Annotated in this window: 18 protein-coding genes and 1 pseudogene; 9 read left to right on the top strand and 10 right to left on the bottom strand. The window is 60.8% G+C overall.

Annotation, left to right across the window (positions count from 1 at the left end; all coding sequences use genetic code 11):
* Position 1 precedes the first annotated feature (1 nt).
* The 3 genes from FJ426_RS26270 to FJ426_RS26260 form a co-directional block, all read right to left on the bottom strand.
* Positions 2-865 (bottom strand): ABC transporter permease, encoded by an 864-nt coding sequence (locus FJ426_RS26270; RefSeq protein ID WP_140825624.1) that lies wholly within the window; start codon positions 863-865, stop codon positions 2-4.
* A gap of 3 nt (positions 866-868) precedes the next feature.
* Entirely contained in the window at positions 869-1,684 is an 816-nt protein-coding gene (locus FJ426_RS26265) for an ABC transporter ATP-binding protein (protein ID WP_140825623.1), read from the bottom strand.
* A gap of 64 nt (positions 1,685-1,748) precedes the next feature.
* The gene (locus FJ426_RS26260) at positions 1,749-2,753 is read right to left on the bottom strand and encodes an ABC transporter substrate-binding protein (protein ID WP_140825622.1); all 1,005 of its coding nucleotides are present in this window, start codon (positions 2,751-2,753) and stop codon (positions 1,749-1,751) included.
* Positions 2,754-2,930: 177 nt separating this feature from the next.
* Between FJ426_RS26260 and FJ426_RS26255 the strand changes: the two genes are divergently transcribed.
* Positions 2,931-3,599 (top strand): GntR family transcriptional regulator, encoded by a 669-nt coding sequence (locus FJ426_RS26255; RefSeq protein ID WP_246675607.1) that lies wholly within the window; start codon positions 2,931-2,933, stop codon positions 3,597-3,599.
* A 19-nt stretch (positions 3,600-3,618) separates the two neighbouring features.
* Positions 3,619-4,050: an ATP-binding protein gene (locus tag FJ426_RS26250; RefSeq protein ID WP_181176995.1), complete on the top strand. Its 432-nt coding sequence runs from the start codon at positions 3,619-3,621 to the stop codon at positions 4,048-4,050.
* A gap of 102 nt (positions 4,051-4,152) precedes the next feature.
* On the opposite strand, the pseudogene FJ426_RS26245 reads toward FJ426_RS26250, so the two are convergent.
* Positions 4,153-4,878 (bottom strand): annotated as a pseudogene (locus FJ426_RS26245) (efflux RND transporter permease subunit); the annotation flags it as partial.
* Here FJ426_RS26245 and FJ426_RS26240 point away from each other — a divergent pair.
* The 5 genes from FJ426_RS26240 (at position 4,784) to FJ426_RS26220 (ending at position 9,916) form a co-directional block, all read left to right on the top strand.
* Positions 4,784-5,434 (top strand): TetR/AcrR family transcriptional regulator, encoded by a 651-nt coding sequence (locus tag FJ426_RS26240; protein ID WP_246675606.1) that lies wholly within the window; start codon positions 4,784-4,786, stop codon positions 5,432-5,434. The pseudogene FJ426_RS26245 and the gene FJ426_RS26240 sit on opposite strands and share 95 nt — an antisense overlap.
* A gap of 145 nt (positions 5,435-5,579) precedes the next feature.
* Entirely contained in the window at positions 5,580-6,875 is a 1,296-nt protein-coding gene (gene fabF / locus FJ426_RS26235) for a beta-ketoacyl-ACP synthase II (RefSeq protein WP_140825618.1), read from the top strand.
* Between the two features lie 67 nt (positions 6,876-6,942).
* The gene (locus tag FJ426_RS26230; protein ID WP_140825617.1) at positions 6,943-7,758 is read left to right on the top strand and encodes an oxidoreductase; all 816 of its coding nucleotides are present in this window, start codon (positions 6,943-6,945) and stop codon (positions 7,756-7,758) included.
* Between the two features lie 149 nt (positions 7,759-7,907).
* Positions 7,908-8,189, top strand: a complete 282-nt coding sequence (locus tag FJ426_RS26225; protein ID WP_246675605.1) for an NAD(P)-binding domain-containing protein — start codon at positions 7,908-7,910, stop codon at positions 8,187-8,189.
* Between the two features lie 143 nt (positions 8,190-8,332).
* Positions 8,333-9,916 (top strand): pilus assembly protein, encoded by a 1,584-nt coding sequence (locus tag FJ426_RS26220; RefSeq protein ID WP_246675604.1) that lies wholly within the window; start codon positions 8,333-8,335, stop codon positions 9,914-9,916.
* A gap of 1,196 nt (positions 9,917-11,112) precedes the next feature.
* Here FJ426_RS26220 and FJ426_RS26210 read toward each other — a convergent pair.
* The 6 genes from FJ426_RS26210 to FJ426_RS26185 form a co-directional block, all read right to left on the bottom strand.
* Positions 11,113-12,285: an MFS transporter gene (locus tag FJ426_RS26210; protein ID WP_140825615.1), complete on the bottom strand. Its 1,173-nt coding sequence runs from the start codon at positions 12,283-12,285 to the stop codon at positions 11,113-11,115.
* 73 nt (positions 12,286-12,358) lie between these two features.
* Positions 12,359-12,628: a DNA-directed RNA polymerase subunit omega gene (locus FJ426_RS26205; RefSeq protein WP_140825614.1), complete on the bottom strand. Its 270-nt coding sequence runs from the start codon at positions 12,626-12,628 to the stop codon at positions 12,359-12,361.
* Between the two features lie 9 nt (positions 12,629-12,637).
* A complete protein-coding gene (locus FJ426_RS26200; protein ID WP_140825613.1) occupies positions 12,638-13,384 on the bottom strand; it encodes an NADH dehydrogenase ubiquinone Fe-S protein 4 in 747 nt (248 codons plus the stop codon).
* Positions 13,385-13,457: 73 nt separating this feature from the next.
* A complete protein-coding gene (locus tag FJ426_RS26195; protein WP_140825612.1) occupies positions 13,458-13,952 on the bottom strand; it encodes an Hsp20/alpha crystallin family protein in 495 nt (164 codons plus the stop codon).
* Between the two features lie 73 nt (positions 13,953-14,025).
* Entirely contained in the window at positions 14,026-14,496 is a 471-nt protein-coding gene (locus FJ426_RS26190; protein ID WP_140825611.1) for an Hsp20 family protein, read from the bottom strand.
* Between the two features lie 264 nt (positions 14,497-14,760).
* Positions 14,761-15,120: a hypothetical protein gene (locus FJ426_RS26185; RefSeq protein ID WP_140825610.1), complete on the bottom strand. Its 360-nt coding sequence runs from the start codon at positions 15,118-15,120 to the stop codon at positions 14,761-14,763.
* 235 nt (positions 15,121-15,355) lie between these two features.
* Between FJ426_RS26185 and FJ426_RS26180 the strand changes: the two genes are divergently transcribed.
* Both FJ426_RS26180 and FJ426_RS26175 read left to right on the top strand, forming a co-directional pair.
* Positions 15,356-16,750: a Do family serine endopeptidase gene (locus FJ426_RS26180; RefSeq protein ID WP_140825609.1), complete on the top strand. Its 1,395-nt coding sequence runs from the start codon at positions 15,356-15,358 to the stop codon at positions 16,748-16,750.
* Between the two features lie 14 nt (positions 16,751-16,764).
* Positions 16,765-17,874 (top strand): glycosyltransferase family 4 protein, encoded by a 1,110-nt coding sequence (locus tag FJ426_RS26175; RefSeq protein WP_140825646.1) that lies wholly within the window; start codon positions 16,765-16,767, stop codon positions 17,872-17,874.
* Positions 17,875-17,945: the final 71 nt, after the last annotated feature.

The following is a 17,945-nucleotide window of genomic DNA, read 5'->3' as shown; positions in this document are numbered from 1 at the left end:
CCTAGTCCTTCATGCCCCATTTCTGCAGCGTCTTGCGCTCGATGGTCTGAAAGATGAGGTTCTCGACGACGAGGCCGATGATGATGACGGTGAGCAGGCCGGCGAACACGGCGGGAATGTCGAGCAGGTTCCGGTTCTCGAAGATGAACCAGCCAAGCCCGCCTTGTCCCGACGAGACACCGAAGACGAGCTCGGCTGCGATCAGCGTCCGCCAGGCAAAGGCCCAGCCGATCTTCAGGCCCGTCAGGATCGACGGGAAGGCCGCCGGCACGAGGATGCGGATGACATAGGAAAGACCGGTCAGGCCATAGTTGGCGCCGACCATCCTGAGCGTGCGCGAGACGCCGAGGAAGCCGGAATGCGTATTCAGTGCGACAGCCCAGAGCACCGAATGCAGGAGCACGAAGACGAGGCTGGAGGGGCCGAGGCCGAACCAGATCAGCGCCAGGGGCAGGAGCGAGATCGCCGGCAGCGGATTGAACATCGCCGTCATCGTCTCGAGGAAGTCAGTGCCGATGCGTGTGTTGATGGCCAAAATGGTGAGCAGGAAGGCGAGCACGGTGCCGATCGCATAGCCGGCGAGCAGGATCTTGAGGGTCGTCCAGATGCGTGACGGAAGCGTGCCGTCGGCGAAGTTCGCGTAGAGCGACTTGAAGGTGTCGGTCAGCGTCGGGAAAAGCAGCGGATTGTCGAGCTGGCGCGCATAGAGCTCCCAGACAACGGCAAGCACGACAATGAGAAGCGTCTTGCGGAAAGCGCCGGACTGCCAGAGAAGTTCGAAGTGGCCGAGCTTCTGTTCGATGGCATCGATGTTTCCGTTGCGCGCGGGAAGATCGGCGGCAACGATGATCTCAGGGGCGGCCATGGCTTACTCCGGGTGTCCAGGCTCGGAAAAGAGCATGGTATGGATCTGCTGCTCGAGTTCGGCTGCGGCGACTGGGTCGTCGCGAACATCCTCGACGCCACGAACCTCGGCGCGGACGCGGCCGGGATGCGGCGAAAGCAGCAGGATGCGGTTGGAGATCTTGATTGCCTCGGCGATCGAATGGGTGACGAAAAGCACCGTGAAGCGCGTCTCGTCCCATAATTGCAGCAGCTCGTCCTGCATCTGCCGGCGGGTCAGCGCATCGAGCGCCGCGAAGGGCTCATCCATCAGCAGGATATCCGGTTGCATCGCCATGCCGCGGGCGATTGCCACGCGCTGCTTCATGCCGCCGGACAGCATATGCGGATAGGTGTCGATGGCGCGCGTCAGCTTGACCTTGTCGATGTATTCGCGTGCGACCGCTTCGGCCTCGGCGCGCGGCATCTTGCGGGCGACGAGCAGAGGAAACGTCACATTCTCCAGAACCGTCTTCCACGGCAGGAGCTGGTCAAATTCCTGGAAGACCATCATCCGGTCGGCGCCGGGCTTCTTCACCGGACGGCCCTTGATGGTGATCGATCCGCTGACGGGCGCCATATAGCCCCCGATCGCCTTGAGCAGGGTCGACTTGCCACAGCCGGAAGGACCGAGCAGAACGAACCGGTCCGACCGGTCGACGCAGAAGCTGACGTCCTCCGTGGCGGTGATCAGAAGGTTCGGCGTCTTGTAGCGCAGCGTCACCTTGTCGACATCGAGCAGCGAAGCACCGGCTTCGGCAAGTGCGGCAGAGGCAACTGGCCTGATCGTGGTTTGAAGCATGCCCATTTCTCCGTGGCGGGTTCTTCGAGGGGGGGCAAACTAGACGACCGCCCCTTGTCCAGGATCAGTTGCCGTTGAGGTCGGCTGCTTGCGGGAGGTAATAGTCGGTCCAGGCCTTCGGCATGGTCTTCAGCGTGCCGGTCTTGTAGAGGTGCGCCGCGAACTTCATCGTGCCCTGGGGGTCCATCCGGTACTCCATCATATGCGGCTCCTTGAGGATCGCCATCAAGTCTTCGATGCTCGTCTTGTCGCCGGAGATGGTCTTGTAGTCTTCGAGTGCGCCTTTCGGATCTTTCTTGATGTAGGCGATCGCGTCAGCGGTCGCCTCGCGGATCGCTTTGATGGTCGTCGGATTCGCCTCGGCAAACTCGGTCGTGGTGAAGAAGGTGCCCTGGCTCAAATCGCCGCCGATGATGTCGCGCGAGCTGGTGACCTGGTGGACACCGGGCATCTTCAGTTCAAGGTACTGATAGGGCGGCGCCGAGAAATGACTCTTCACCTCGTGCTTCTGGTTGGCGAGCGCCGCCATAGCGTCGGGATGGCCGAGCTGGACCGTATTGGCGTCGAAGTGATGAATGTCGTTATCTCCGAACATTTTGGCAGCAGCCATTTGCAACAGGATCGCTTGCGTCGAGACGCCGACGGTCGGAACGGCGATCTTGTCGTTCGGGCCGATGTCCTTCAGCGACTTGATGTGCGGGTCGCGCGACACGAAGATCACCGGCTGGGCGGAGTTGGTGCATATGCCTTTGACGCGGCCCTTGGTGCGGTCCCACAGAAGCAGCAGGTTGCCGGTGCCGGTGTTGACGATGTCGACATTGCCGGAAAGCAGCGCATCGGTCTGGGCGCCGCCGCCGCTGAAAGTGCGCCAGTTGATCTTGAGGTCCTTCAGGCCATCCTCAGCGGCATGCTTTTCGATCAGCTTCTGCGTCTCCATGACGTGGCTGGCGAGATAGAGGATGCCGGGCTGGCGGGTGATGGAAATCTCGGTCTTGTCCTGGGCAAGGGCGCATGTGCCGAAGCCGATGGCGATGCCGAGCGCGGCGATGCCTCTGATGATGGATCGCATGGATTCCCTCCCGAAATGAGCGATTGGCGCAATTTCACTTGGCCGCGGTCCTCCGACGACGGCTGGCGCATTAAAACACTAATGCATCAGTGCATCAATCGATTTTTTGTGATCTACTGAAATCAGAATCGGCAAACGGGTGGTCGGATCATGGGCGCAAAGGCCAACGAAAGAGTCTTGGATCGGTCGCGGCAGGTCGCCCTGCAGATTCACGAGATATTGAGAGATCGTATCCTGACTGTGGAGCTGGCGCCCGGAACGGTGCTTTCGAGGGCCTCACTGCAGGTCGAATTCGGTGTCAGCCAGACGCCCGTGCGCGATGCGCTGATGCGCTTGCAGGAAGAGGGCATGGTCGAGATTTACCCCCAATATGCCACAGTGGTCGCACGCATCGACATTCGGCATGCCCGGCAGGCGCAGTTCCTGCGGCTTTCGGTCGAACTTGAGGCGGTGCGCCGGCTGACGCTCGAAAGCCCGGCTCAGACGGCTGCCGAACTTGACGATATTCTGACTCGCCAGGAGATCGTCGCATCGCCCAAGACCTATAATGTCTTCGATTCGCTGGATCGGGAGTTCCATCGCAAGATTTATGAGCGCGCCGGCATATTGGAGCTATGGGCGACGGTGCGGCGACAGAGCGTCCATCTTGACCGGCTGCGCCGGCTCAACCTGCCGATGCCGGGCAAGATGCAGACGGTGCTGGAGGACCACCGCGCCATCGTGAAGGCCGTCCGCTCCGGCGACACAGATGCCGCCGCTTCCGCCCTTCGCAGGCATTTGTCCGGAACGCTTTCGATTATTGACGTAATCAGCGAGCAGTTCCCAAACTATATTCGCTCGTCGTAATTCAGGCCTATCGTGCCCTGTGCTCGACGCCAATCAGCTCGACGTCGCCATTCTCAACCTGACGGTGAAAGCCCGACATGCAATGGCGGACAGCGGCACGTTCACGATCGAGGCGAGCGACGCGCCAGACGATCAGGATGATCTGAAAGGGCCGGCCGCGTCCTTCGTTCGCCTGACCCTGAGCGACACCGGTCACGGATGGACAAACAAGTTCTCGCCCAGGTCTTCGGGCCCTTCTTCACCACCAAAGGCAAACTGCGAAGAAACCGGGCTCGGACTTAGCCAGGTCTATGGCTTCGTCAGCCAGTCCGGTGGACATGTCCGGATCGACAGCGAGGTCGGGAAACAAACGCGCGTGCACCTCTCCTGCCGCGAGCAGCTTCAGAGCGAACAGGCAGTCTCCGATCACGGTGACGCGCGACGTCCGCGATTCTCGCGCATCGCGCTATGACCGCTCCGGTCTAAGGAAGCTGGAAACGGAGGGCACAGCGCACCGCCCGCAGAGTAGATCCTTTGGGTGAAAACTTGACCCGTATCGTACGACAAGCGAACCCTATTCGGCAGCCATTGCCAAGTGCCGTTCCCGTTCCTGCGTCGAAGCCTCGTGGATCTGATCCGCCACCGGCTTGATCCGGAACCACGCGGTATACAGGGCAGGAAGGAAGAGCAGGATCAGCACCGTGCCCACCGCCGTGCCGCCGATCAACGTATAGGCCATCGATCCCCAAAAGACGGAGTGGGTGAGGGGTATGAAGGCCAGCACCGCGGCAAGTGCCGTAAGGATCACGGGCCGCGCGCGTTGCACCGTGGCCTCGATGACGGCGTGATAGTCATCCAGGCCGGCGGCGCGGTTCTCCTTGATCTGCTCGGTCAGGATCAGCGTATTGCGCATCAGGATGCCCGCCAGTCCTATCAAGCCCAGAATGGCGTTGAAGCCAAAGGGCTGGTTGAAGGCAAGCAGCATGGGCACGACGCCGACAAGGCCAAGCGGCGCCGTCAGCACGACCATGAACATCGTCGAGAAGGATCGCATCTGCAGCATGATGACGATCAACATGGCGGCTATCATGGCCGGGAAGATCTTGCCCAACGCAGTGTTGGCCTTCTCGGCCTCCTCGATCGATCCGCCCATTTCAATTCTATAGCCGGCCGGAAGGGATGCGATCAGCGGCTGAAGGGCTTTCATGATCTGCTTTGAGACCTCCGGAGGCTGGGTCGCTTCGTTGATGTCGGAGCGGATCGTGATGACCGGCGTGCGGTCGCGGCGCTTCAGGATCGGCGCTTCCTCGGCAAGTGCTGGCGTAGCGATAAACAGCGCGGCCAGAAGCGAGCACGGGTTCGGTGGCATCGGCCTCAAGGATCTGATGAAGGCCGCCGGGCTGACCCAGGGCGCTTTCTACAAACAGTTCGCATCGAAAGAGGACTTGGCGGCGCAGGCGTCCAGGCGAGCGATGGAGAGCGCTGCCCACCGATGGGCGGAGGCAACTGCGTCGAAACCCGAGGATCCGTTGGGTGCGGTGATCGAGTTTTACCTCAGCGCGGATCATCGCGAGGAAAGGATGGACGGGTGCCCGGTTGTGTCGCTCGGCTCGGATGCCGCCAGGCAGGGCAGCGACGTCAAAGCATCATTCGAAACAGGGATTAAAACATACCTTGAAGCCCTCGGCGGCATGATTGCCAGGGCCGACGGCGAGGAAAGCAACGAAAAGGCCATGGCCATCCTATCGACGATGGTCGGCGCGGTTGTCCTCTCGCGCATTATAAATGATCCCCACCTCGCCCAGGCCTTTCTGAATGCGGCGGCCGACCAAGTTCGCCAAGCGGTCGCCGCCTGAAGTGTGGAGCAAATGTCGGCTTCTTTGCCGCGCGCGATCTACCGGCGGACGTCAAGCAAGCGGGCAATAGTGATCGAGTGCCGTACGCAGTTCAGTCATAGCGTGCGCAACGCCCGGCCACGTACCCGAATCTATAGGAGCTAAAATGCGACGCATTGTCATCACCGGCATGGGGGCGGTCACGCCGCTCGCCGCGGATGTCGAAACATCATGGTCGCGCTTGCTGGCCAGTTGCTCGGGGATTCGCAGGCTTCCTGACGAAATGGTGGAAAGTCTGCCGGCGAAGGTCGGCGGCCTGGTTCCCTCCCTGGAAGAAGACCCCCAAGCCGGCTTCGATCCGAGTGCTTTCTTGGCTCCGAAGGAACAGCGCAAAGTCGATCGCTTCATTCTGCTAGCGCTGGCAGCAGCGGACGAGGCGCTTTCCCAGGCAAGATGGAAGCCCGTCTCGGAAACTGATCGAGTTCGCACCGCGACAATCATTGCTTCAGGCATCGGCGGGTTCCCCGCCATAACCGAGGCGGTGCGGACAGTCGACCATCGCGGCGTTCGGCGTCTTTCACCGTTCACGGTGCCGTCGTTCCTGGTGAACCTCGCGGCGGGCCACATCTCGATCCGCTACGGCTTCAAGGGCCACATCGGCGCACCCGTTACGGCGTGCGCCGCCGGCATCCAGGCAATCGGCGATGCGGCTCGCATCATCCGCGCCGATGAAGCCGACATCGCCGTGTGCGGCGGCACCGAAGCCTGCATAAATGTCGTCAGTCTGGGCGGCTTTGCGGCGGCACGTTCGCTTTCGACCTCCTTCAATCACCATCCTGACCAGGCCTCTCGTCCGTTCGATATATCGCGGGACGGTTTCGTCATGGGTGAAGGCGCGGGCCTGCTGGTCATCGAGGAATTGAGCCATGCGCTGGCGCGCGGCGCCGAGCCGCTCGCCGAGATCGTCGGCTACGGCACGACGGCGGATGCTCATCACGTCACTTCCGGTCCTGAGGACGGTGATGGCGCGCGCCGCGCCATGGAGATCGCGATTGCCCAGGCCGGCATTTCACCGCGTGAGATCCGCCATCTCAATGCGCACGCGACCTCCACGCCCGTGGGCGACCTTGGAGAAATCGAAGCGATCAAGAGGGTCTTCGGTACGGATTTCTCGATAGCTGTCAGCGGAACGAAGTCGGCGACCGGACATCTGCTCGGGGCCGCCGGCGGGCTTGGCGCGATTTTCACCATCCTGGCACTCAGGGACCAAGTGGCACCGCCGACCCTTAATTTGAGCGCCCCCGATCCGGCAGGTGACGGAATAGACTTCGTGGCCAACAAGGCCCGGCCGATGGAGGTGGAGTATGCACTCGCCAACGGCTTCGGATTCGGAGGCGTCAATGCCAGCGCCCTGTTCCGGCGCTGGGACGCACGCAGCGCGAACGGGTCGAGCCGGCCATAAGTGACGCTTTTGCTCCAGCCCTTTCGGCTTCTGCCAATACAAGTCCAACCCAAAGAAGGTGACCTCCATGAACAAGACCAGTCCCGGCGTTGCCGTCGTCACAGGCACATCCTCCGGCATCGGGCACGTGACGGCCAAGGCCCTGCAGAACGCGGGCTTTCGCGTGTTCGGAACCAGCCGTCGCCCGGTCTCCAAGAAATCCGACGGCTTCACGATGCTGACCTGCGACGTGACCGATGACGCGTCCGTGGCAAAACTGATCGATGATGTGTTGGCCGAAGCGGGGCGCATCGACCTGCTCGTCAACAATGCCGGCATGGGCCTGCTCGGCGGCGCGGAGGAATCCTCGACCGCGCAGGCCCAGGCTTTGTTCGACGTGAACGTCTTCGGCGTCATCAGGATGATCAACGCTGTGCTGCCGACGATGCGACGTCAAGGAAAGGGCAGGATCGTGAACTTGAGCTCGGTGCAGGGGTTTATCCCCGCCCCTTATTTCGCGCTTTATTCGGCGACCAAACATGCCGTGGAAGGCTATTCGGAATCGCTTGACCACGAACTGCGACCCTTCGGAATTCGCGTCGCATTGGTCGAGCCAGCCTATACCCGCACCTCTTTCGAAGGCAATCTTGTCAGGCCGGATCAGTCGCTCGATATCTATGACGCCGCGCGCGCCGGAATGAACGCAGCGGTGGCGAAGGCGATGGAAAAAGGCGACGCGCCCGACGTGGTCGCCAAGACCGTTTTGGCGGCCGCGACCGACCCCAGCCCGAAGCGGCGCTATGCGGCGGGAAAAATGGCGCGCCAGGTCAGCTTGCTACGCCGTTTCGTCCCCGCATCCGCATTTGACAAAAGCCTGCGAAAGCAGCTCGGACTGCCGGGCTAAAGTGGATTAAGATCATCCCGCTGCCGACATGACATCAACCGGAGCCCATTCAAAAGACGAACCCTCTTTTGGCGAGCGAGTCTCCCCCACACTCTCTAAAGGACATCCGATGAAAATCGGAATCATCGGCGCCGGAGATCGGCGTCACGTTGGCCCAAAAGCTTGTCGCCAGTGGTCATGCGGTCAACCGCGCCAATTCGAAAAGGCCGGAGACCATCCGCGATCTTGCCTGCGATCTCGGAGCCACCGCTGCTTCCAAGGAGGAGGCCGTGCAGGGAGTTGAGGCGATCGTTCTTGCAATCCCGTCCGGCAAGTATCCCGATCTCGCCGGCAAGCTTGCGGCGCGCCGCGGCTTTGCAGATGCCGTGCGAAAGCCCAGCGGGCCCGGCATGTTTGGTGCGGCGATGTGGCGGGGTCGCTGGCGTCATTGATCACCGCTTACTGGTCCGGCATCTGGCGAGTGTTGGACAGCGTTGGTCTAAGGGCTTTTTAACCAAGCCGGGGTTTTGTCGACAACTGGGCCTCTTGTTCAATCCCGCGTCAACCAAGTTCGTGCAAAAGCGAAGAGGCTGGTTTGACGGGGGTTGCTGTGCTTAAGGATTTTTGGAGTTCCAAGAGCGGGAATTTCGCGCTTCTGATGGGCTTGGCGCTGCCCGCTATCCTGGCGGCCGTAGGTTTTGCGACGGACGTCTCCACCATAATGCGGGCAAAGGTCAGTCTTCAAAGCTCCCTGGACGCTGCAACTCTCGCCTCGTCGCATCTGTCGGATAACGAAGCCGACCGCAGGCAGCTTTTTGATCGCTATTTTCAGGCGAACGTAGCCAACCACGGCGAACTCTCGAATGCGAGAGTGACCTTTTCCGTCGACAAGGGTCTGAACTACATCAACACCAAAGCCGTTGCTTCCGCCGATGTTGCCCTCAATTTCGCTTTTCTGTTTGGTGCCAACCAGCGCATCGAGGTTGACTCGGGCGCGGTAGAGGCAACCAACAATCTCGAAGTGGTACTCGTTCTGGACAACACCGGATCCATGGCAGGGGCCAAGATCAAGGCTCTTCGGGACGCCACCAAGACGCTGCTGGATAGCCTGGAGGGAGCAAAGTCACCTAACCGCAAGGTGAGTGCTGCGCTGGTCCCCTTTGTCACCGCAGTCAACATCAACGGCGACGAGTTTGACCCCACGTGGATCGACATGGACGGCAGGTCGCCGACCAACGGCGTCAACTTCCCTTTGCTGCCCGATGGCAAGCGCGTCAATCACATGGATCTATTCAGGGACCTGGCCGAGGGAACCGGTTGGAAGGGCACAGGCTGGAAGGGCTGCGTCGAGGCCCGTTCAGGAAGTGCCGGCATTTCCGACATCGCGCCGGACCAGGCTTATGCCGAGACCTTGTTCGTGCCCTATTTCGCTCCAGACGACCCCGGCGAAGCCACGGATCCGTCGGCCAGCTATGGCAACAACACCAAGATCTACAACAACTCCTATCTCTCCGATGAGGTTGAGGACGGCGCGGATAAGAAGGGAAAAGACAAGAAAATTGCCAAATATAAGAACCCGAAAGCGAAAAAGATCAACGATAAGAAAGGGCCACTTACCGTCGGCCCTAATCGAGCTTGCCCAACGCCAGTGGTCCCGTTGAGCACCGACCTCGACAAACTGCGGACCGCCGCCGCCCAGATGCAAGAATGGAATGGCTCTGGCACCAATGTCTCCGAAGGGCTCTCCTGGGGTATGCGGGTGCTGTCGCCGGACGCACCTTACACCGACGGGGCCGCATGGAAGGCACCCAACACGAGCAAGATCGTCGTCCTGCTGACTGACGGCGAGAATGTTGTCTTTGGAGCCAGCAATGAACCCGAGAAGTCGGACTACACGTCATATGGCTTTCTGTCGTCGGGCCGCTTCGGTTCGAGCAACCAGACGGACGCGGCGCGCATGGTCGACCGATGGACCCTGGACGTTTGTCAAAAGCTGAAAGCGCAGCAGGTCCAGATTTACACGATCACCCTGCAATCCGATACCGCGGCCAACAGAACACTTTACGGAAAATGCGCCACTGACCCGAGCAACTACTATGCCGTTAACGACCCGAGCAAACTCCCCAACGTGTTCCAGGAAATCGCTCGAAAGTTCACAGTGCTACAACTGACCAACTAGGGTCGGCGTATCCCATTCAAACGAATTGATCGTACCGGGCATCAGCAGCAAAGAACTGGGGCATGCGGCCCCCAACGCTCGAAAGCGAGAGGTGCTGGACTTTCTTTACTGCGTAAAGAGGAACCAAGGAGGTCGCAGAACGAACCCGCTGCGCGGGTGGGGCGCGCGGTTCAGTGCGGGTCGCGGGCTGAAGGCGTGGAGAGATTTTCTACCGTCACCGCGGTGCGGCTATCGGTGGCGGGAGGCAGACAGCAAATGACTGACGCCGCAGCGGTTCAGGAGCGCGTAACCACCGGGATAGCGGTCGCCGCTACCAACGGGCGAACATATGCTTGTCAGCTCTTGCACGCGGCCGATGCCCTCAGAGCTTTGTCTGCACTGGAATAGCTCGAGTAGGTTTTCTTGCCGACAGCCGTCATCTTAACTCCGTCCGGCTTCATAGAGACCACCGTGCACGTCTTGGTGCTCGTGTCCTTGGCGACCCAATAGTGCGTCGCAGCAATTGCGGGAGCACCCGACAAGCCTACCAGTGCGGCGGCGACTATAACGGTGCGTATCATAGTTTCCTCCATGTTCGTCGTCCAACGACAGTTCGCTTGCCAAAGTCGAGCGGCAGACGAGCGACCGGACGGGTCAGCCACAACTGCGTCCGGGCGGCGAATGAACGACAATAAGGAACCATTGTTCCCCCCGAAATTTGTCTCCGACCTACAAATTTGCGAATCACTTGTTGCTTGCGAGCGAGCGGTAGATCGCCATACCGTTGCGACACATGCGCCCGACCAAGACCGCATTTCAATAGTTCCCGGACCCGTGCGCGGTCGAGACGAGCCATCCGCCGTCGAGCCTCCACAGCTTCGTCGACGCTGGCTACGATCGGTCCGACCACAATATCATCGATGACTTCCGGAACGGCACCGGGTCTGAAGGCTTAACGGATGCCGTTGCTGTTCCCATCAACTGGCCGGCACCGTTCGGCCTCTGAGCGCTGTCGCACTGCCGCCTTCTGCCGCTCATTGATCTCGCCCATGAACTCGACAATTGAATGCTGAAGCACCTGCGGTTCGACCCTGTCACCCCCAAACGATTTAACCGCGTCTATCTTGGCCGCGATCTTCGGCGGCATTCCGGCGCGTGCGGAAGTGCGGGGCCACCTGGGTTATGCCGATGCGGCGGGGACAAGGCAGGTGTGCCTCTCAATCCGGTGATGGGGGCCTTTCGCGCAGTCCAATCACTAGCGGAAGGGACAGCACACAAAGTCCTGCCATCATGAGGAACCCGGGCGGACCATAGGCTCCATAAAGCTGACCTGATACCCAGACAAGGCCCGCGGTGGCGAGCCCCGGGCCAATCGCGTAAAGGGCCTGCGCCGTGGCGGCAAGGTGTGTAGGTACGCTGCTGGCGATAACACGCATACACGCAAGATGCAGCAGTGCGAACGTAATGCCGTGAAGCGGCTGCACGAGCGCAAGTATCCAGACCGATGCGGTTTCCGCTTCCACGACCCAGCGCAGGATTCCGGCGACCGCCGCCAGAGCGGCGGCCCCGGCCACGCCAAGCCGGCGCAGCAGGATCGGCCCGACCAAAACAAACACTACCACCTCTGCTGCGACGGCTTCCGACCAAAGTAGGCTACTCGCAGCCGTGCCAACCCCGGCCGCAGTCCAGCGGATGACCGAGAACGTGTCATGCATCGCATGGCTGCCATAGATCAGCGCTGCAATCAACACGATGCGCCGGAAAGTCGGGAGATCGAGCAATTCACGTAGCCCGCCGATTACGCTTTGCCCCACCGGGTCCGCAGCCCGCTCGGCTCTAGTGTCTGCTTCCGGTACCAGCGCGGCGGCGGCCAGCGCTGCGGCGAGCAGCGCCGCGTACATCCATATAATGGCATCCAGCTCGAAAACTCCGAGCACCTGGCCAGCCGCGAGGGTACCAGCAACGAAGGCCGCTGATGCTGCACCCCGGACCCAACCATACTCAAAACCGGGCTCGCGCACCGACGCGCCCGCCGCAAGTGCGTCGGCCAGGGTTGTGATCGGTGCCAGCCCGGCTGACTGGGCCAGATAAACGATCAGCAGAAGAAAGACACCCTGCACGGCAGCCAGCCCAAGCGTCGCCGCCACCGCGATCCCGATGCAGACCGCTAGGGTGACACGGAGAGCGCCGAAAATGTCTGCAATTCGATTGGCGAGCGGTCCGGCAATCAGCCGGGCTGCGTTGCCTAACCCAAACAGAATGCCCAACTCTTGAGGTGTCAGGCCACGTGCCTCAAAATACCGTGGCCAGAACGGGGACGCTGTCCCGAATGCTGCATACATCGCAGCATAGAGCGCTAAAAATGCCAGCAGTGGGCGCAGGCGTGCCATGCCAAAATTCTGCCACGGACGTGCCTCGCGTCATAGGGGGATTGGGACCAGGCGAATCATAGCCTCCTCTGCTTCAGTACCATTCGGTCATGAAGAGCGACCGGTCGATCCGACCGAGCTCCCGTAGCGCCCTTCTGAGCTGGCTTTCCTTCGATGCGGACAGCTTCTTCAGGATCATAGACGGGATCATCGATCGCGCGAGTTCGACGGGCACTGTCACGTCGCTGGTCAGGCGAGGCTCGGCGCCCCGGCTGAGCGCACGAGCCCGCCCGGCCGCCGCGACGGCCAGCGCGAAACGGTTCGGCACGGCGTTTTCACAATCGAGCACGATCAGCGGATCCATGGTGCCACCTCACACTGCCTTCTGCTTCTGTTCAGGAATGGAAACGGCCAGGTTCGTCGCCATAACCGGCTCCAGTGCGAGCAGGGCCGATTCCACTTCGTCGAGCCGTGTCGGACGCGCGTTCTCCGGCATCCCCTCGGCGGTGGCGAGGTCAACCAGATACTCATTCCATGCCCAGTTGCGCAGGATGGCGCGTTTCTCGTCGGCTGTCAGAAGAGGATCGGCCACCACGTCCATCGGCGACGCATAAAGCACCTCCGGGTCCGTCAGAGCCGGTCCATAATGCGGCGCCTGCGAAACCCCGCCATGGCTGCTCTGCAGCAAGGCCAGCTGTAGGCGGTTCAAGACGACGTCTGCGCCGGCCTGTAGTCGCCTTTCGGCCTCGGAAGGCTGAACACTGGACTTTTCCGCCACCGGGCCTCCTTGCACCGTATAGGCAAGGCCTTGGCGTGGGGCATAGTCGATGGCCGCCTGGAGCGTCGGAAAATCAAGCTCCACCTGGGTCAGCGTGTCACCACTTCCGGTGTAGCCCATCAGCGGTTCGATGACCGGCGCGGCACGCCGCTCGAACACCAATCGCCAGCCTCTCGGCCTTGCGCGGCCCGAGGTCATGACTGAGCGGCAAGGCTTGTAGATCCGTGCGACCGCATCATGCGGGAACTCGGATCTGCCGAATGACAGCGCTCGCCCGCGGTTGTCGTTTGCCGGCACGAGATTTTCTACGGCTTGTGTGACTTCTCTTTCTAGCTTCTGCATCTCTCATCCCTCCCATTTTGGCGAAGGATGCGCCGGAGGCGGCGGCCTGCCGCCCTCCGGCTTGCTCCATGCGTCAGTGGGTGATCGGGATGCGCTTCACCTTCGACTGCGCGTTAGGGTCCTTCGGCAGCGTCAGGGTCAGGACGCCATTGGCAAAGGACGCCTTGACCTTGTCGTCCTCGACCTCGTAGCCGAGGGGTATGCGCCGCTCGAAGCGGCCATAGAAGCGCTCGGAGTAGCCCTTCTCGTCGGTCTCCGACCGCTTTTCGCCACGCAGGGTCAGCACGTCTTCGTCGAGCAGAACTTCGATGTCCTTCTCTTCCATACCGGGGACCTCGGCGGTGACGCGAAGCTCATTATCCGACTCCGAAATCTCCACCTTCGGCCAGCCGTTGTCGAAAGACGAGAGCTGCCCCATAGAGGGCAAACGCGTCTCGAAGCTCTTCAACATATCGTCAAAGAGCCTGTTTACCTCGCGGTGAAGCGACAGAAAGGGATCGCCACCGCCATAGATGCTCGGGGCCTGGTTGTTGTTGCGGCCCCACGGGATAAGGTCACGCATGTTCATCTTCATTCACCTCCATGTTCATCGCACGGCACCGGACGATCGCCGGTGCCTGTCGCGTCTGATTCTCTCCGACTTAGGCGGCGTTCTTCTCGGCTTCGATCTGCCGTGGCTTCGCCTGGGCCGTGCTGCCGGCGATGGCGATTCGGCGCGGTTTCATCTCTTCGGGAAGCTCGCGCTTGAGATCGATGTTCAGCAGCCCGTTATCCAGGCTGGCGCCGACGACCTTCACGTGGTCTGCCAGTTCGAACTGCCGCTCGAAGGCGCGCCCGGGAAGACCGCGATAAAGATACTGGCCGTTGTCCTCACCCGATTGCGAGCCGCTCACAAACAGCAAGTTCGGTTGATGAGTGATGGTCAGTTGATCCTGCGAAAAACCGGCGACCGCCATTGTGATGCGATAGTCGTCCTCAGCAGTCTTGACGATGTCGTAGGGCGGCCAATTGTCTATCGCGGTGACACGGCTCGCATTTTCAAGCAGGTTGAAAATGCGGTCGAAGCCGACGCTGGATCGGAACAGCGGGGTAAAATCGAGGTTTGTCTTCATAGCCACATCCTCCTTTGAGCAACATGGATACAAGAAGACGCCAAGAGAGCCTTGACGCCTCCTGACTTAGTGCCGGCCCCCTCAGGCGACCGGCGATTGTCGATTTAGAACAGCGAGTTCCGCGTTCAAGAGGACGATAGGAAAATTTTCAGGCAAGACCCCGACATATAGGGGAATGGCGGGAAGAACGCGCTCGGTGCTATCCGCTGGCGAATTCTTCGCCAGCGGATAGGGCCTCGGATTCCAAAAAGGGGCAGCGTTCCCTCAAAGTCGATCGACCAATGCTGTGAATCCGGCGGCCGCGATGTCGATCTCATGACTGCGACCGACGGCGGGAAGCGTCTCGCATTGATCCAACTGGCGCAATGCGTCCACGATAGCATCGAAGCTGACCGGTTCGGTGGCTCCGGGCGGCATGCGCAGCGCCGGCACCGATTCCACTGCACAAGCATCCGATGCCCATGACGAGAGGATTGCACGCTTCTCCTCGGCGTCGAGCGTCATGTCGGCCAGCACGTCCTGAGGCCGCTCGAAATGCCGTGCCGGATGGAGCAACCGGTCAAGAAAAACATCAGGACCCTCGGGCCCGACTGGGGGAAAACTCGTCGAAATGGCTCCTTCCATCGATGGTCCTCCGCTTTCAATAGGCTCCTCTGTTGACGTTACCCTGGTGGCTCGTGATTTCCACCGGCTGAAATTTGGAGAGTTTCGGCCAAATTTCAACGGCCCGGCAAAGGCACATGTTCAACCAGCAATCAACATTTTCCGGCCGGTGAAACAATCGGCTTCAATCTCAGTTCGAGCACTTAGCAGGCAACGTGCCGCGGGCGCCGGCGCGGTCCGGACAGGAGAACCGATCATGTCTTACATATCCAGGAAGCGGCTGTGCATTGGCCTCGTCGCGGGAGCGCTAATGCTCTCAGCTGGCGGCTTTGCTCCGGTTTCAGCACAGGAAATCCCAAACGACTTCAGCATGATCGTGCGCCAAAAGCTGCCGGCGGTGGTCGCCATCACGACCAGGCAGATCATCCAGGACCAAACGACCCTCAACGACTTTCTCGATCCCTTCGACAGCCGCGGACAGGTGCAGCCGCAGGTGCGAGAGGCGCTGGGCTCTGGCTTTGTCATCAGTCCCGAGGGTTACATCGTCACCAACAATCATGTCGTTGCCGGTGCAACCGAGATTCACGTCGTGTTCTCCGACAAGGAGACTTCGCCCGCGCGACTGGTGGGCCGCGATCCGGCCACCGACATCGCGGTGCTGAAGATCGAGCCACGCCCCAACATGACGACCACCGCCTGGGGTGACTCAGACGCAATGCAGCCGGGTGCCTGGACCATCGCGATCGGCAGTCCCTTCGGACTTGGGGGAACAGTCACCGTCGGCGTTCTTTCCGCCCGCTCGCGCGACATCCAAGCCGGCCCTTATGACGATTTCCTCCAGACAGACGCCTCGATCAACAGAGGCAATTCCGGCGGCCCCCTATTTAACGCGCGCGGCGAGGTGATCGGCGTCAACACGGCCATCGTCTCTCCGTCAGGCGGCAGCATAGGTATCGGTTTCGCCGTGCCGTCCCGAACTGCACGGAGCATCGCCGAACAGCTGATCCGCACCGGTCGTATCGAGCGCGGTTTCATCGGTGTGCGCCTCCAGGAGGTGACCCCGTCGCTTGCCGAGGCCCTTGGGATGTCGGGCACCAAGGGAGCGTTGGTCGCCTCGGTCGAGCCCGGCAGTCCGGCGGAGAAGGCCGGCTTACGATCGGGCGATGTAATCACCCGGTTCAACGGCAAGGACATCCAGGGCGTCCATGACTTGACGCTTGCGGCGGCGAACGAAAAGCCAGGGTCGAAAGCGACGCTGACAAGGAACCGCGGCGGCTCCCAGCAGGAGGTGGAGCTGACGGTCGGGCAACGCAAGGACGAGGAGGTGCAGACCGGTGCCGTTCCGGGTCCGGAAGCGGCGGACCAACGTCTTGGATTGTCGCTCAGCCCCATTCCGGACGAAGCGCGCCAGCAACTCGGTCTCCAGCCGGGTACCACCGGCGTGTTCGTCCAGGAAGTGGCGCCAAACAGTCTTGCCGCTGAAAACGGTTTAAAGCCCGGCGATGTGATCGTCTCGGCAAACAACCTGACGGTTACCCAGCCCTCGGATGTGCGAGAGGAGTGGACAAAATCCCGGCAGCAGAACAAGCCAATCCTGTTCCGCATCGAGCGGCAGGGGCAATCGCTTTTCGTGGCCGTCTCAACCTCTTGAGCGACAGTGCACAGATGAAGATAGCCCAGATCGCACCCCTGATGGAGTCGGTTCCGCCCAAGCTTTATGGCGGGACCGAGCGGATCGTTTCCTACTTGACCGAAGAGCTCGTTCGACAGGGCCACGATGTGACGTTGTTCGCCAGCGGCGATTCAAACACTTCGGCCGAACTGGTGGCGTGTTGCGACACCGCACTACGCCTGAACCCGAACGCCCATAATCACATCCCGTACCACGTCATGATGCTGGAACAGGTTCGCCGACGGGCGGATGAATTCGACGTGCTGCATTTTCACGTCGATGTTCTACACTTTCCTATAATCCGTGAGTTCGCGCGGCGAACCGTTACGACCCTTCATGGCCGGCTCGACCTTCCGGACCTGGCGCAGCTTTACGCGATGTTCCACGACATTCCGCTGGTCTCGATTTCCAATGACCAGCGCCGGCCCATGCCGCCGGTCAATTGGCTCGGAACCGTCTACCATGGCTTGCCGCCGAACATTCTCCGCTTCCAACCCAAAGCCTCGGGTTATCTGGCGTTCCTTGGCCGCATCTCCCCGGAAAAAGGGCCTGAAGTCGCGATGGAAATCGCTGGGCGAGCCGGAATGCCGCTAAAGATCGCGGCCAAAATCGACGCGGTAGATCAATCCTTTTGGAGTGAGAAAGTCGAACCCCAGTTGCTTCGACATTCGAAGGTCGAGTTCATTGGCGAGATCGATGAGCGGCAGAAGGCGCAATTTTTGGGCAATGCGACGGCGCTGCTATTTCCGATCGACTGGCCCGAACCGTTCGGCCTCGTAACGATCGAGGCGATGGCCTGCGGCACCCCGGTCATAGCCTTCAATCGTGGCGCCGTTCCAGAGGTTATCGACGATGGTGTATCCGGTCTGATCGTGGAAGGTGTGGACGAAGCTGTCGAGGCCGTACGGCGGGTAGGATATCTTGATCGTGCACGGGTGCGGGAAACTTTTGAAAAGCGGTTCACGGTTGGGCGTATGTGCCGCGACTACATGGCGGTCTACCGCTCGCTCGCGGCCGGCAAGCGACGTGCACTTGGGTCTCAAAATGGTTTTGCTGAAGATGCGGCTGCGATGGTCCTGGCCGAGACCGGGCCGGCGGCTTAGAGCCGATGGCTTCGCCGCTTTTGACCTGGCCAAAATAGACGTTCGTCAATTATTCGCCAAGAATTCGAACC

Origin of the sequence: Mesorhizobium sp. B2-6-4 (assembly GCF_006441495.1) — a bacterium.
Classification (GTDB): domain Bacteria; phylum Pseudomonadota; class Alphaproteobacteria; order Rhizobiales; family Rhizobiaceae; genus Mesorhizobium.
The sequence above is the reverse complement of the archived record's forward strand: the minus strand, read 5'-3'. Positions and strand labels throughout refer to the sequence as shown.